General features: G+C 63.5%; 15 protein-coding genes. 3 read left to right on the forward strand and 12 right to left on the reverse strand.

From position 1 onward, the window contains the following. Nucleotides 1-28 precede the first annotated feature (28 nt). From LB541_RS17685 to LB541_RS17695, 3 genes are all read right to left on the reverse strand, one after another. On the reverse strand, nucleotides 29-280 hold the full coding sequence (locus tag LB541_RS17685) for a DUF768 domain-containing protein (RefSeq protein ID WP_140498383.1): 252 nt from the start codon (nucleotides 278-280) through the stop codon (nucleotides 29-31). A gap of 409 nt (nucleotides 281-689) precedes the next feature. Continuing rightward, the gene (locus LB541_RS17690) at nucleotides 690-1,379 is read right to left on the reverse strand and encodes an SDR family NAD(P)-dependent oxidoreductase (RefSeq protein ID WP_140498384.1); all 690 of its coding nucleotides are present in this window, start codon (nucleotides 1,377-1,379) and stop codon (nucleotides 690-692) included. A 326-nt stretch (nucleotides 1,380-1,705) separates the two neighbouring features. Then, nucleotides 1,706-2,725 (reverse strand): isopenicillin N synthase family dioxygenase, encoded by a 1,020-nt coding sequence (locus tag LB541_RS17695; protein WP_140515014.1) that lies wholly within the window; start codon nucleotides 2,723-2,725, stop codon nucleotides 1,706-1,708. A 63-nt stretch (nucleotides 2,726-2,788) separates the two neighbouring features. Between LB541_RS17695 and LB541_RS17700 the strand changes: the two genes are divergently transcribed. Further along, nucleotides 2,789-3,004: a hypothetical protein gene (locus LB541_RS17700; protein ID WP_140498386.1), complete on the forward strand. Its 216-nt coding sequence runs from the start codon at nucleotides 2,789-2,791 to the stop codon at nucleotides 3,002-3,004. A gap of 93 nt (nucleotides 3,005-3,097) precedes the next feature. Beyond that, the gene (locus LB541_RS17705; RefSeq protein WP_224619155.1) at nucleotides 3,098-3,379 is read left to right on the forward strand and encodes a hypothetical protein; all 282 of its coding nucleotides are present in this window, start codon (nucleotides 3,098-3,100) and stop codon (nucleotides 3,377-3,379) included. Nucleotides 3,380-3,592: 213 nt separating this feature from the next. On the opposite strand, the gene LB541_RS17710 is transcribed toward LB541_RS17705, so the two are convergent. From LB541_RS17710 to LB541_RS17725, 4 genes are all read right to left on the reverse strand, one after another. Further along, nucleotides 3,593-5,872 carry a xanthine dehydrogenase family protein molybdopterin-binding subunit gene (locus LB541_RS17710; RefSeq protein ID WP_140558655.1) on the reverse strand — a complete coding sequence of 760 codons (2,280 nt, stop codon included), beginning with the start codon at nucleotides 5,870-5,872 and terminating at the stop codon, nucleotides 3,593-3,595. A gap of 2 nt (nucleotides 5,873-5,874) precedes the next feature. Next, on the reverse strand, nucleotides 5,875-6,894 hold the full coding sequence (locus LB541_RS17715) for an FAD binding domain-containing protein (protein WP_224619156.1): 1,020 nt from the start codon (nucleotides 6,892-6,894) through the stop codon (nucleotides 5,875-5,877). A 1-nt stretch (nucleotide 6,895) separates the two neighbouring features. Next, entirely contained in the window at nucleotides 6,896-7,516 is a 621-nt protein-coding gene (locus LB541_RS17720; RefSeq protein ID WP_140649876.1) for a (2Fe-2S)-binding protein, read from the reverse strand. Nucleotides 7,517-7,729: 213 nt separating this feature from the next. Further along, complete coding sequence (locus tag LB541_RS17725; protein ID WP_140515010.1) at nucleotides 7,730-8,569, reverse strand: 3-keto-5-aminohexanoate cleavage protein; 840 nt, start codon at nucleotides 8,567-8,569, stop codon at nucleotides 7,730-7,732. A 74-nt stretch (nucleotides 8,570-8,643) separates the two neighbouring features. On the opposite strand from LB541_RS17725, the gene LB541_RS17730 reads away from it, so the two are divergent. Beyond that, entirely contained in the window at nucleotides 8,644-10,059 is a 1,416-nt protein-coding gene (locus LB541_RS17730; protein ID WP_140649878.1) for an amidase, read from the forward strand. A 9-nt stretch (nucleotides 10,060-10,068) separates the two neighbouring features. Here the strand turns inward: LB541_RS17730 and LB541_RS17735 are convergent, their stop codons facing one another. The 5 genes from LB541_RS17735 to LB541_RS17755 all read right to left on the reverse strand — a co-directional run bounded on the left by LB541_RS17735 (nucleotide 10,069) and on the right by LB541_RS17755 (nucleotide 14,769). Beyond that, nucleotides 10,069-10,830 carry an ABC transporter ATP-binding protein gene (locus LB541_RS17735; RefSeq protein ID WP_140566425.1) on the reverse strand — a complete coding sequence of 254 codons (762 nt, stop codon included), beginning with the start codon at nucleotides 10,828-10,830 and terminating at the stop codon, nucleotides 10,069-10,071. Then, nucleotides 10,827-11,582 carry an ABC transporter ATP-binding protein gene (locus tag LB541_RS17740; RefSeq protein ID WP_224619157.1) on the reverse strand — a complete coding sequence of 252 codons (756 nt, stop codon included), beginning with the start codon at nucleotides 11,580-11,582 and terminating at the stop codon, nucleotides 10,827-10,829. Before LB541_RS17740 ends, LB541_RS17735 begins: the two co-directional genes overlap by 4 nt. After that, the gene (locus tag LB541_RS17745; RefSeq protein ID WP_140566420.1) at nucleotides 11,572-12,552 is read right to left on the reverse strand and encodes a branched-chain amino acid ABC transporter permease; all 981 of its coding nucleotides are present in this window, start codon (nucleotides 12,550-12,552) and stop codon (nucleotides 11,572-11,574) included. The genes LB541_RS17740 and LB541_RS17745 overlap by 11 nt, the downstream gene beginning before the upstream one ends. A 10-nt stretch (nucleotides 12,553-12,562) precedes the next feature. Next, nucleotides 12,563-13,462 (reverse strand): branched-chain amino acid ABC transporter permease, encoded by a 900-nt coding sequence (locus LB541_RS17750; protein ID WP_140524813.1) that lies wholly within the window; start codon nucleotides 13,460-13,462, stop codon nucleotides 12,563-12,565. 77 nt (nucleotides 13,463-13,539) lie between these two features. Further along, nucleotides 13,540-14,769: an ABC transporter substrate-binding protein gene (locus tag LB541_RS17755; protein ID WP_140524814.1), complete on the reverse strand. Its 1,230-nt coding sequence runs from the start codon at nucleotides 14,767-14,769 to the stop codon at nucleotides 13,540-13,542. Nucleotides 14,770-14,854: the final 85 nt, after the last annotated feature.

Here is a 14,854-nt window from a genome sequence, read left to right on the forward strand (position 1 = left end):
CGCGTATTCATACAGGATTGCTCCTGAATTATTCCGCAGCCTTGCTCGCGGCCTGCTGGTGCTCGTCGGCCTCGGCCGCTTCCTCGAGCCGGGAGGCGATGAGTTCCTGGATATCGCCGACTTCTTCCTGGATATCCTCCAGCGGTATGCCGACCTCGGCCGCCTTGGCAGCGCATTCCCTGGCCAGCGTCTCGGCCTGCTTCTCGATCCTGGCGTGGGACTGGCAATGGACTTTTTCGCCAATCCATCCCTGCAAGAATTCGATGGCGTGCTCACTCATATTGCTTTTCCCTGGCGGCGAAGCCGGTTGGTAATCATAAACGTCGGCATCCGGTGAAGGATGCATGTCCCCATTCCAGCCGAGTCGCCACCGGACGGCAAGCCGATGTCGTCCAAGGTCCACAGAGCCAAAGGAAATAGAGGATTGAAGAACATTTTCTGTTTCTGGGGGGCGGGTATCGTTTGGCGGGAATCCTGTCCCGCCTCGAGAGGCTGCTTCTACTTGCTTCTTACGGTTTTCAGGTCCGTTTGCATCTCAATGGCTGTCACAACAGCTGCCCGATGACGTTGCCGTTTCCAGGCACAAGCCATCGAAGCCGCCGCTATATAGTGACATCCCCATGCAATGTCGACTCTCTCCGCCGCCTTGCATGGAAGCCCCGCGAAAGCCGCATAGGTCACCGTGCCGATCAGAAGGTCTCGACCCAGGGCCTGAGCTCGAGTTCCCAGGTCCAGGCGCTGCGGTTCTGGCGATGGATGCCGAGATAGGCCTCGGCGATCGCGTCCGGCGATAGCCGTCGATCCTGCGGGTCGGGAGCCTCTCCCGGCACGGTCGAGGCAATGGCACCATCGATGACGAAATGCGCGACATGGATGTTCTTGGGGGCCAGTTCGCGAGCCATGGATTGCGCCAGTCCACGCAAGCCGAATTTGGGCATCGCGAAACCGGCCGAGCCGGCGAATCCCTTGACGCTTGCCGTCGCGCCGGTGAAGAAGATCGAGCCCGAGCCTTGCAAAAGCAGCCGGTTGGCTGCTTGCTGGCCAACCAGGAAGCCGCCATAGGCCCCCACCAGCAAGGCCTGCCTGACAGCCTCTGGATCGAGTTCGGCTATCGGGCCACGGGCGCGTCCGCTGGCATTGAAGACCACGAGCGACAGCGGGCCGGCCTTGTCAGCGACCTCGAACAGGCGCTGCACCGACGCGGCATCGGAGACATCAGTTGCCACGGCTTGGGCGCCGGTCTGCGCCAGCAACGGGTCGAGCTTCTCGACGTTGCGGGCGGCCAGCACGACACGAAAACCTTCCCTTGCGAGAAGGCGCGCAAGCGAGGCGCTCAATCCGGATCCCGCTCCGGCAATGACGGCGACATTGGATGTCATGAGCATCTCTCTTTCGCGGTGGTGACTGGATTGGACAGGGTTGCGCCTTCCCAAGTGGAACGCAAGAGAAAGCATTTCCAAGAAAATGGGGTGTCGTCGTGGCGCGCTTCCCAGGCCGCAAAAACTGTTCCCGGCAAAGAAAAATGGCCGGGCGCGAAGACGGCCCGGCCAGAAAGAAGGTCATAACCTTCAGAGGGGAACACCGTTCGGAGGAATGGGAGGAAACCTCGAACGATAATTTTATCTTGAGCCCATTTTCGCGCGCTGGCGACGAATAGAATTCTAAAATTTTGCCGCCCTACAAAAATTTCTACCTGCCGAATGGCTCAGCCTGCCCGGGTCTCGGGCTCAAACAGATCGGCATAATGACGCCGCGCAACGTCGGGATGGGAGCGCAGCCTGCTCTTCAGCACATTGGTTCCGACATCGCGAAACAGCGGATTGTCGGGATCGCTGGCCGGCCCGCGCGCCTGCGCCGCCAGTTCCTCGGGAAGCTCGAGCAGCGGTATCGTGGCATCGAGCTTGGCGCTGAAGAAGAACGGCACCGAGATGCGTTCGACGCCGGCGGGCGGCGTCACGACGCGATGCACGGTGGCTCTCAAATAGCCGTTCGAGGCGAGCTCCAGCAGCTCGCCGATGTTGACGACGAGCGTTCCGGGAATCGGATCCACGTCCACCCAGCTTCCGTCATAGTCTACCTGCAGGCCCTTGTTGTCGTCCTGGAGCAGCAGCGTCAGGAAGCCGCCATCCTTATGCGCGCCGACGCCCTGGTCGCCGCCGGTCGCTTCGCGGCCGGGGTAGCGCACGATCTTCATGCGATGATTGGGTTCGCCGCCATAGATCGGATCGAAAGCGTCCTCGGCCTGGTCGAGCGACAGCGCGAAGGCCTTGAGCAGACGAATGGCCACGGCCGTCGCCTTCGCCTGCCAGGCCAGCAGCGCCGGCTTCAGCTCCGGCAACGCCGACGGCCACTGGTTCGGCCCCTGCAGCCGCGTCCAGGCAGGAATTCCCGGGCCTTGCGCGATGGGCGGGCGCTCGACGCCGATGTCGAGCTGCTCGCGCCAGTCGGCCTTGCCCTTGGTCAGTTCGCCGCCAGCGCGGGTATAACCGCGGAACTGCGAGGAATTGACCATCTCTATCGACAGCTTGTCGGCTTCCGGCAAGGCAAAGAAACGCCGCGAAGCGGCGAGCGTCTCGCTGATGTCGGCCCATGGGATGCCGTGGCCCGCCAAATAGAAAAAACCGATATCGCGCGAGGCGGAGCGCAGATCCGCCAGAAACGTCCGGCGCTCCGATGCGCCTTGTTCGAGACGGCTCAGATCGAGCACGGGCACTATTCTGGGCATGTCAGCTCCTTTTCGGGTTCTTTCCGGGTGCTGCTTGAAAACTTCGCCCGGAAACCCGGGCCCGTGGATGTGCTGCTCCTTTTCCAGCGGCCGAAGCCGCCATCGATGCCCCAAATCTCACGGAGTTCAGTGCGCCGGGAAAGGAACGATCGGCTTTTCGATGCCGCCGGGACGAACAATTTTTCTATTTGGGCGGGCAGCCTGACGATGAGCGCGATCATTGCGCGAAACAGCGGCGTGTCATTTCAGGCACAGCGCGAAGCTGTCATTGGCCCTTGAACGGCCGCGCGGGAGGCGCGTAACATCGTGGCACTTGAATTTGAATCTGTTTCATTCGTCCGGGCTAAAGTCCGGATCGGTTTGGATAGGTCCTTGAACACGCAAGCAATCGGCAGCGCGGCGGGGCGCGGCAAATCGTTTGCCCATGTGGCGCAAGCCTCCTGGGGCAAGGGCCCTGGCACCTTGCTACGTATCATGCGCATGACGCTGCGCCACCCTTGGCAGGTCGCCATCACCATCGTCTCGACCTTCATCGCCGCGACGCTGCAGCTTTTCATTCCGCGCCTGCTGGGACACGCCATCGACCAGGCGCAGGGCGTGGTGGCTGCCGGTGCAAATACCGGGCCGAGCCGGCGCTGTGGAATACGGCGCTGACGCTGCTCGTCGTCAGCATCCTGCGCGGCCAAGGCTGAGCGCTCCTACGGTCAGTTCCGTTCGATGGGGCGAGAAGGGTTCCGGCTGTTCCGGATCACCTGGCATGAAACAGTCGGTTCCTGACGCATCAGCATCCCGATCCGCAAGGCAGTGAAACTGGGCGAGGACAAACCCACGCTTGTTGCGGCGGAGCAATCCTCTTTGTCTCGGTCCTCAAACGATCAGATCGTCAATTCTGATCGGCAAGTCGCGGATCCGCTTGCCGGTCGCGTGGTAGACAGCGCTGGCGACGGCAGCGGCGGTGCCGACATTGCCGAGTTCGCCCAGGCCCTTCACACCAGCCGGATTGACCTCATGGTCGATCTCCGGAACCAGTATGACGTCAAGGTCCCTGACATCGGCATTCACCGGGACCAGATAATCCTGCAGGTCGCGGTTCACATAGCGGGCATAGCGGGTATCGATCTCGGTCGCCTCATGCAGGGCCTGGCCAATGCCCCAGATCATGCCTCCCATCAGCTGGCTGCGCGCGGTGCGCGTGTTCATGATGCGGCCGGCCGCGAACGCCCCGACGATGCGCGGCACACGGATTTCGCGCGTGTAGCTGTTGATGTGCACCTCCACGAATTCGGCCCCGAACGCATATTTCACCGAATCCGCGTCGGACTCGCCGCCGTGGAATTCCGACTGGCCGGCATAGAGCTTCTTGAGCGCTTCGGGGGTCGAGCCCTTCGGCGCGAATTCGGCATATTCCTCGATGGCGCCTACCTGCATGGCCTTGAATATATCGGCGGTGCTTGCCGACGCCCCGCCCTTGGTGAGGATCCGTCCCCCGTGGAGGTCCAGTTCCTCATTGTGCGAGCCTGCAAGAGGGCCACCCTCCGCGACCGCTGCGGCGAACAATTTCGTGCGCACAGCATCACACGCCTTGAGCACGGCCGAACAGACGCTGGCAGTGGAAATCGAACCTCCCGATACCGGCGCCGGCGGCAAGGCACTGTCGCCCATCTCGACGGCGACCTTGCCGATGTCGACACCGAGACGTTCCGCCGCCATCTGGCCGGCAACGGTTCGCACACCTGTGCCGATTTCATGCGAGCCGCACTGCACGCGCACGTCTCCTTCGGCGGTCAGGCGCACGCGGGCCGCGCATGGCGCGGCAGCGGTCGGGTAGACTGCCGTCGCACAGCCCATGCCGACGAGCCAGTCGCCGTCGCGCATCGAGCCGACTTTCGCATCCCGTCTCGTCCAGCCGAAGGCATCAGCGGCCTGATCGTAGCATTTCATTAGCGACCGGCTGGAGAACGGCTTGCCGCCGATCGGCTCCTTCTGGGGCTCGTTGATCCGGCGAAATTCGATCGGGTCCATGCCGAGTGCGACGGCCATTTCGTCCATGGCGCTCTCGAGGGCATAGACGTAGGGCGTCTCGGGCGGCGAGCGCATATAACCGGGCGTGTTGCGATCCGCCTGCACCAGCGAGACATGCGTCAGCACCGAGCCATAAGCATACATGCGACCGGTGGCCGAAGTCCCGCCGACGACATAGGAATCGGGTCTCGAGGTCACCTCCCAGCCCTCATGGCCGAAAGCAGTGATGCGGCCGTCCTTGCCGGCGCCGATGCGGATGCGGTGCCGGGTTTCGGCCCGATAGGTCTGGGTGCCGAACGCCTGCATGCGGCTGACCACACAGCGCACCGGCCGGCCAAGCCGCCTGGCGGCCACAGCCACGATGGCCGTTCGCGCCGTCATCGGCCCCTTCGAGCCGAATGCGCCGCCTACGTTGGGGCAGACGATGCGCACATTCGCTGGGTCGAGCCTCAATTGCCGCGCCAACTCGACTTTCCAGCCGGTCACGTTCTGGGAGGGCTCGTAAACGGTGAGTTGGTCGCCTTGCCAAACAGCGGTGGTCGAGAACAGCTCTATCGGGTTGTGATGCTGGGTCGGCGTCGAATACCGCGCATCGATCTTCATCGGGGCCGATTCATAGGCGGCATCGAAATCGCCGGCCTTGACGTCCTCCTTGAACAACGGGCTTTTGCCGGCGGCGTCGATGGTCTTTGTCCCCGGCATGTCGAAACTGGCGGTCGGCTTTTCCTCGGCATAGTCCGCGCGGATCCTTTGCGCCGCCTCCTCGGCTGCTTCGAAGGTCTCGGCGACCACCAGCGCAATGATCTGACCGTCATGGAAGATCGCCTTGTCATGCAGCGGCCCGATAGAACTCGCGCCGGTATTTCCGAATTTCGGCGTCTCGACCTTGTCGAGGTCGCCATAGGTGACGATGTCGAGGACGCCGGGCACCGAGCGCGCGTCATCCAGGTAAAGCCTGGCGACCTTGCCCTTGGCGATGCTGCTCGTCGCGAGCACGGCGTGCGCAATGTTGGCGGCCGGGAGATCCGCCGCGTATTCGGCCTGGCCGGTCACTTTCAGCCGCGCATCGATACGCGGCAGCGGCTGTCCCATGTTTTCCTTCGGCTGTGGAGCGGCGACGTTCATGATCACACCTTCATGTCACGGGTTTCGAGCAGCCCCCTGATCAAGGTTCGCTTGCCGAGTTCTATCTTGAATGCGTTGTGCCGACGCGGCTGGGCCTCGGCGAACGCGGCTTCGGCGGCCTCGGCCGCCGCTGCCTCGTCGAGCACCTTGCCGCGCAGGATCTCCTCCGCCGCTCTTGCCCGCCAGGGTACGGTCGCCACGCCGCCAAGCGCGATGCGCGCCTCGTTCACGGTCTCGCCGTCGAGGTCGAGGGCGACCGCGGCCGATGCAAGGGCAAACGCATAGGATTGCCGATCGCGGATCTTGAGATAGCGCGAACGCCTGGTCCATGCGCCGGCGGGCACCTCTATGGCGGTGACGATCTCGTCGGGTGCCAGGTCGGTCTCGATGTGAGGGCTGTCCTCGGGCAGGCGATGCAGGCTGGCAAACGGATTCTTTCGCCGCCCGTTGTGGCCTTGGACATGAACCGTGGCGTCAAGCGCGATCAGGGCCTGGGCAAAGTCACCGTGATAGGTCGCGATGCAGTTCTCACTGGTCCCCAGCACGGCATGCTGGCGGTTGAACCCGTCCATCGCGGCGCAGCCCGAGCCTGGCTCGCGCTTGTTGCATGGCCATGAGGTTTCGCGGAAATATTCGCAGCGGGTGCGCTGCAGGATGTTGCCGGCAAGACTTGCCATGTTGCGCAGCTGGCCGCTTGCCGCCAGTTGCAGGCTCTCCGCGATCACCGGATACCGACGCTTGATCTCGGCATTCTCGGCCGCGTCGCCCATCCGCACAAGAGCGCCAAGGCGCAGACCCTCACCATCGGTCTCGATCCGCCGCAATGCCGGTTCGGAGAGACCGTTCAAATCGAGCAAGCGTTCCGGCCGGGCGACGCCGAGTTTCATATAGTCGGCGAGATTGGTGCCACCGGCAATGAACTGCGCGGGGGCTTGCGTCGGCGGATGCCTGGTGGCCGAGCGCGAGGCGAGGGCGACCGCCGCGGAGAGGCTGGCGGGCCTCTCATAGACGAAAGGATGCATCTCAGGCCCTCCTGATCTGGTCGCGGGCCTGGACGATTGCCGCGACGATGTTCGGGTATGCCGCGCATCGGCAAAGGTTGCCGCTCATATATTCGCGAATGTCGTCCTCTGAACCGGCATGTCCTTCGTGGACGCAGCCGATCGCGGACATGATCTGGCCGGGCGTGCAATAGCCGCACTGGAACGCATCGTGATCGATGAAGGCCTGCTGCATCGGATGCAGGCCGCCATCCGTCGACGCCAACCCTTCGACGGTGGTTACCGCCTTGCCCTCGTTCATCACCGCGAAGCTGAGGCAGGAGAGCACGCGATGGCCATCGACCAGCACCGTACAGGCACCGCATTGGCCATGATCGCAACCTTTCTTCGTGCCCGTCAGGCCGACATGGTCGCGCAAGGCGTCGAGCAGGCTGGTTCGGCTGTCGAGCGCCAGATTGTATGGCTGCTTGTTGATGGTCAGTGTTGTCATGACAGGCTCGTTTGGCTTGGCGGCAACAGCCGGAGGCTCCTCGGACCTGGCTGTCGAGGCCAGAAGCGGAGTCACCGCAGCCGCGGAGACGGTCGCGGTCATAAAGCTTCGTCTGCTGAGACTGGAGGAGTTTGGGGGAACATGCTCGGACATCGCTGGCTCCGTCGCTCGCTATGTCGCGACCAAACCCCTCATCGGGGCCATTGTTCCGGGCCATCCGCGATAAAACGCACAAGGAAGACGGCTCGCAAGGCAAGCCGCCCGATTTGGATGCAAGGATATGACGGGTCCGTTCGAGACCGTGCCCGTCCTCCCCTGGCGAATTTGCAGGCGCGCGGCCGATCCCCTAACAAGGCGCGCGGGCCCTCACTGCTGGCGGGCAATTCCGAGAATATCAAGCGCCTGCGCGGCAGAGGCAATCGGGCGCCCCGTGCGGCCAGCGGCTTCGACGATTGCCGCGACCCGTTCGGCATTGTCGCGGGCGAGGCTGCCATCGGCGTGCCAGAGAGAGTTCTCGAAGCCGACCCGCACGTGCCCTCCCGCCGCGATCGCCGCCGTCAGCGCCAAGGTCTCGCCCCGTCCGAAGGCGCAGACCGACCATACGGCGCCTTCAAGACCATGCGCATCGAGCCCTTCAAGGAAGACATCGAGGTCTTCGGGCCGGCTTTCCTGATCGGCGGCATAGCGTCCAAGGACGAACAGCAGCCGGGGGCTTGTGGGCTCCGCCAGAATGCCTCGCCGCCGCAGATCGATGAAACGGTCGAGATCGGCCCGATCATAGAGAATGTGCTGGACCGCGATGCCTTCCCGACCGGCCCACGCGAAGAAGCGGGCCGGCTCCGCCTCGCCATCGCTGATTATCTCACGCAAGCCGATCGAGACGGAAACCGGATGAAGCGCCCGAACAAGGTCCATCTGTTCGCGTGGCGAATAGAGCCCGATCGCTTCAGTCGTGATCTGGATCGCCATGACGCCCTGCGTCCGCTCCCGGATCGCCGCGATGGCATCCCGGTAAAGCGCGGCGTCAAGCGTGTGCCGGCCTGAAGCATCGCGGACATGCACATGGATGGCGGCGGCGCCGGCAGCGAGACACTGCCTCGCCGTTTCGGCAAGTTCGTCGGCGGTCATCGGCAGAGCCGGATGATCGGCCTTCGTTCTGCGCGCCCCGTTCGGCGCAACCATGATCAGCAACGGCTTCAATTTCATCTCCGGGCCCAATTGGCTCTCCCGCAACGTGGTTTTCCATGCTTCATTTCACCGACTCGCACAGGTAGGACAGCATGAACGCCACCGCCCAAGGGATTTCCGCCTTCGCCACCGCCGCCGAACTCAGCCGCGCGCTCGCCGATGGCAACACATCCTCGACCGAGATCGTCCGGCGCGCGCTGGATCGTGTCGACGTTCATGACAATTCGCTGCATGCGTTCGTCCGGCTGTTTCCTGGGGCTGCGCTCCAGGCCGCCGGCGAAGCCGACGAGCGTCGCAGTCGCGGCGTCTCGAAAGGGCCGCTGGACGGTATCCCTTTCGCGGCCAAGGACCTGCTTGACGTCGAAGGCTATCCGACCCTGGCAGGCTCGAAAGCGCTTGCGGGCGAACTCGCAACCGCCACGGCAACGGCAATCGAACGCCTTGTCGCGGCCGGGATGATCCTGCTGGGCAAGGTGCACACCGTGGAATTTGCTTTTGGCAGTTGGGGGACCAACCCGGTCGCCGGCACGCCCCTGAACCCGCGTGACAGCGCCATCCCGCGCGCGCCGGGCGGATCGTCGAGCGGTTCGGGCGTGGCCGTCGCCGCCGGACTGGTGCCGGTCGCGCTCGGCACCGACACTACGGGCTCCATCCGCAATCCGTCCGCCATGTGCGGAATCGTGGGCCTGAAGACGTCCTTCGGCCTTATCGGGCGCGGCGGCTTGCTGCCGCTTGCCATGTCCTTCGACAGCATCGGTCCCATGACCCGGTCGGTGGAGGATGCAGCCCTTCTGCTGGCCGCGCTCGAGGGTCCCGATCCCGGCGATCCGGCCACCTTTGGCGTGGCGCCGACCTCGCCGCTCGACGGGCTCGAGCGGAGCATATCGGGCCTTCGCCTGCGCATCCCCTCGGCCGTGGACCTTGCCGGCGTAGACCCCGGCATCCTGGACCGCTTCGACTCCACCGTCGCTGAACTGGAGGCGCTCGGTGCCAATGTCGATCGGATGCCGATGCCGCAATCTTACGACACCTACAAGGCCCTGGCCGGCGACATCATGGCCGTCGAAGCCTGGCATCATCTCGGCCGTTACGTGGAACCCGCGGACAGCGGCGTCGGCACGGCGATCCGCATGCGGGTTCTCAAGGGCAGGGAAATCGGCCTCGCCGCTTATCACGAGTTGATTGCAAGGCGCCGAGCCGCGCAGATCGAGTTTCATCGCGATCTCGAAGGCGCCGATGCGTTCCTGACGCCAACGGCGCCGATTACCGCGCCGCCATTGGCCGACATCGATGAGACAACGACGCCGCTTGGGACGTTTACCCGCATGGTGAACCTCCTCGACATGGCAGCGCTCAGCGTCCCCATCGGTCTCGTCAATGGTCTGCCCGCAGGATTGCAGATCGCGGTTCGCCGCTTCCAGGATCCGCTGGCGCTGAGGATCGGGCGGGCGCTCGAGATTCGGCGCGGCGGCCTGTTCGAACAGCCGCCGGGCTACGCCACGCCGTAAGCTGCCCGTTCATTCACCGCTCGCATACAGCCAACGTGCGACAAGAGCGTCGGTGTCGGCACCGAAATCCGCGCGCGCGCCTTCGGAAAAAACCGTGCCGTTCTTGACCACATAGACGTAGTCGGTGATGGCAAGCGCGGCGCGAATATCCTGGTCGACCAGCAGCACGGCCTTGCCGAGTTCGCGGGCAAGATCGCGGACGATGTCGTAGATCGTCTCGCTGGTCTGCGGATCGACGCCGGCGGTCGGTTCGTCGATCAGGTAGACCGACGGATCGGCCATCAGGCTGCGTGCGATCTCGACCTGTCGCTGCTGGCCTCCCGAGAGCTGGGCGGCAGGCTGCGTGCGTTTCTCCCGAACGACGGGAAACCGCTCATAGACATGTTCCAGTTTCTCGGTCAGCACCGTCTTCTTCGGCCTGGCATGCCAGAGACCGAGTTTCAGGTTCGATTCGACCGAGAGATGAGGAAAGAGGCTCGGCCGCTGCGGCAGGTAGGCCAGGCCAAGGCCCAGCATCCGGAAGGGCGGGTTTCCGGTGATGTCCACGTCTCGCAGAAGCACCCGGCCGGCACTCGGTTTCAGGAAGCCGAACAACGCCTTGAGAAGCGTCGATTTGCCCGTGCCGTTCGGCCCGACCACACAGGAAATGCTGCCAGACCAGGCTCTGACCGAAACGTCGCGCAATATGTCGATGTCGCGCGTATAGCCGGCGACAAGGTTCTCGCAGGCGATCAGCGGCGGGGTCGATGGCAGGGAAGCGGTTTCCATCATCGTGCTTCCCGATGCGTTGCGCGGGATCCCGTATAGGCGTGCACGACCTCGGGATTGCGCAGCACCTCGGCGACCGCGCCGTCGGCGATCTTGCGCCCCTGCGCCATCACCATGACGCGCGTTACGACCGACTGGATAGCCTCGAGGTTGTGATCGACAACGACGATGGTGTGACCGTCGCGATTGAGGCTCCTTATGTGCTCGATGATCTCCTCCAGCAGGCGCGGGTGGACGCCGGCGAAGGGCTCGTCCAGAAGCAGCAATCTCGGTTTGAGCATCAACGCCCGGCCGAGTTCCAGCAGCTTCTGCTGGCCGCCGGAAAGCGCTCTTGCATAACTGTCGGCGAGATGGTCGAGCCTCAGGAAAGCAAGAACCCCACGGGCGCGGTCCTCTGCCGCGGCGCGCCGTTCCGCCGGATCGGAAAGCGCCGGCACGATCAGGTTTTCCAGGACGGTCATGCGGCGGAACAGGCGGGGAACCTGAAAAGTACGGGCAACACCGCGGCGCGCGAAAAGATTGGCCGGCGAGCGCGCCATATCGGTGCCCTCGACGAGGATGGCACCGCCGTCGGGTTTGAGCGCGCCCGTCACCATGTTGATGGTGGTTGTCTTTCCCGAGCCGTTGGGACCGATCAACCCGACAATTTCGCCGCGGGCCAAGGCAAAGGATAAGCCTTCGACGGCATGGATGCCGCCGAAATGCTTGGCAAGACCACTGACCGAGAAAAAAGCGGTGTCCTTCTCAACCGGCATGGGGTTCCTCGGTGGTAGCAGTTGGAACAGGCGCTTGTTCCCGTGGCCGCGCGCGGAAGCGCGCCCAGTTTTCGACCATCGGATACAGGCCGTTCTGCGCGAAGCGTTGCACCAGGATAAGCGCCAGACCCATCAGCACGAAACGCCATTCGCCGTAGGACCGCAGCGTCTCGGAAAGCAGGAAGACGACGACTGCACCGACCACGGCGCCGGGCAGGCTTTCGATGCCGCCGATCACCGCCATCGCGATAACCAGACCCATCTCCGGCAGGATAGCCATGTTGGGCGTCAGGATGCCGATGAAATGGCCGTAATAAATGCCGGCTATCGCCGCGATCACGCTGGTTACCACGAAGACGAGGATCTTGTAGCGCGTGGTATCCACGCCGCTGGCGCGCGCGGCGCCCTCGTCTTCCCGGATGGCACGCAGAAAAAGACCGACGCGGGTCGCCAACAAGGCATTCATTCCCAATACCGCCAGGACGACGAGCGCAAGACCGAAATAGTAATAAGGCAGGTCCGATCGACCGGAAAAGAGGCCGGGCACCGGCAAGCCCAGCATGCCGCGTGTGATGTCCTCCTCCGCGACCAGCACGAGGCGGAAGATTTCCGAAATGGCAAGCGTGAAGAGGGCCAGATAAGGCCCGGAAAGCCTCAGGACGAGCGCGCCGATCAGGGCGCCGGCCACGACGGCAAGAGCGATGGCGGCAAGAATGGCAAGCGGCAGCGGCATGCCGATCTGGCCAACGAACAAGGCCGAGGCATATCCGCCCAGCGCGGCAAAAGCCACATGGGCGAAGGAGAACTGACCGGCGAAACCGGCAAGCAGCGCCCAGCTCGCGGCAAGCAGCGCATAGTACCAGGCGATGGCGCCGACGTGGGTCCAGTATGGTCCGACGCCGAGCGGCACCAGCAACGCCACCACGAGCAGAATCGCCTGAGCCGATTGCGAGAATGTTGGACGGATCATTGCCGTGCCCCTATTCCAGCCGCAGATGCGAGCGGCCGAACAGGCCGGTCGGCCGGAAGAGCAACGCAATGACGAGCAGCAGCGCTCCGAACGCCTGCGTATAGGCAAGCGCGCGATTGGGATCCGGCAGATAGCCGACACCCAGCCCTTGCACCAGGCCGAGCAGGATGCCGCCGGTAATGCTTCCGCCGACGGAACCCATGCCGCCGAGCACGATGATGATGAAGGCCTGCACGGCCGGCAACTCACCCATCGACGGCGACAGGGCGAAGATCGGCGCGATCAACGCCCCTGCCCCGCCGGCAAGCGCCGAGCCGATGCCGAAAGCGATGGTGTACATGCGGCGTGGATCGATACCGATGACCGCGGCGGACTCGCGGCTCTGGCTCACCGCATCGAGTGCCTGGCCAAGCGAGGTGCGCTTCAGGAAAAGCGTCAGACCGACAAGCAGGACGACGGCAGCGACCGCAGCGATCAGCCGGTCGTAAGGCAGGATCAACGGACCGAGGATCAGCGCTCCTGTCATGAAGGACGGCGGCGCCTTGGCGAAGGGACCGAAGACGACAAGGCCGAGATTGGTGATCAGAATGGTGAGGCCGAAGGTGACGATAATGGCGTATTCGTCCTTGCGCTCGACCTTGTCGGTATACATCGGCGCTATGACGAGCCTCTCGAAGAGCACGCCGAAGATGAACAGGGCCACCATCGCGCCGGCGACACCGACAAGCGGCGGCGCATGGAACCAGGCGATGATGTAGTAGGACGCATAGCCGCCCAGCATATAGAGCGATCCATGGCCGAAATTGACGACCTTCAACACCGAGAAGACCAAAGTGAGCCCCGCCGCCGTCAGCGCGAAAATGAGGCCGATGACCAGGCCGTTGACGGCCAGGAGGAGGAAATAGCTCATGGGTTCACATCACCTCGTTGTCGGCCGCCTGTCCAGTGAAGCGGCCGCCGGCGGCTATGGAGCCGCCGGCGTGCCGTTCATTTGCCGGGCATGACCTTGTCGGTGGTGGCCCACTTCTTCGGATAGACGATCGCAGCATCCTCCGGCGCCTGGTTCACGGCCGTGTATTGGATGATCGTGAACGGCACGTCGACGAACTGATGGAAAGCCCAGTCGGGAGATTTGGTGGTCGGGAAGGTGTAGGTGGCGTTCACCCCTTCATATTTGATCTCTTCCAGTGCCTTCACGATCGCCGCGCGGTCAGCCGAGCCTGCCTTCTTGATCGCTTCGACGACGACACCGAACGTGTCATAGGCCTCCATGGCCACGCCGGTCGGTGCCCTATTGTAGCGTTCGGTGAACGCCTTCACGAATGCTTTGGCCTTGTCGTTCCATTGCGACTTGGGCTGCGCGACGTTGACGATGAGAAGATTGTTGGCGCATTCGCCGTCGACTTCCCACACTTCCTTCTGCAGCAGACCCGAGGAGCCGATGAGGGCCGTTTCGGCAGTCGGTGCGAGGCCGAGCTGGCAGGCCTGCTTGACCAGCTGATACTGTGCCTGTCCGGCGATCACCATCTGGATCGCATCAGGCTTCGGGCTCTGGTTCATCAGGCGCAGCAGCGCGGGCGTGAAATCCTGCTGGTTCAGATCGATCGTTGCCAGCGTATAGGGGACGTTCTTGGCCTTCAGCTCATCGGCGATGACCTTGGCCCCGCCCTGGCCGAAGTCCGTGTTTTCGGCGATGATGGCGATGTTCTTGAAACCTTGCTCGACCGTCCAGTCGGCTGCCTTAACGTAAACGAGCGAGTTGGCCGGAGCGAGACGATAGACTTCCGGATACTGCTTGGCCGTGATGGCATCCGCCCATACGTCTGTACCGACCCAGGCGACGCCGTATTTGTGCGCCTCCTCGATTTCGGCGAGGGCGACCGAGGAATGGAATTCGCCGAAGATTGCGGCGACGTTGTCCTTGGTGATGAGCCGAACCGCCGCCGCGCTGCCGTCGGCCGGCTGCCCTTTGGTGTCCTCGTAGCTCACCTTCAGCTGACGGCCGAGCACGCCGCCGGCCTTGTTGACCTCGTCAACTCCGAGCTGCACCGCCCATTGCATTTCCTGGCCGCCGGAATAGTTGCCGGGCGGCGACAGCGGCCCCACCCAGCCTAGCGCGATTGGATCCTCGGCCAGAGCCGGTGCGGCTGCGAACGGCAAGGAAGCCAGCGCGAGTGCCGCCAGCGCTCCCAAATGACTGGATATGGTCTGTTTCATGCGAATTTCCCCTGTTCTTGTTTTCTGATTGAATGAAACACTACGCTCATTTCTGGCAGATTGAAATATTCATTGCAGCTCGTCA

Origin of the sequence: Mesorhizobium sp. BR1-1-15, from assembly GCF_020165475.1 — a bacterium.
GTDB lineage: Bacteria > Pseudomonadota > Alphaproteobacteria > Rhizobiales > Rhizobiaceae > Mesorhizobium.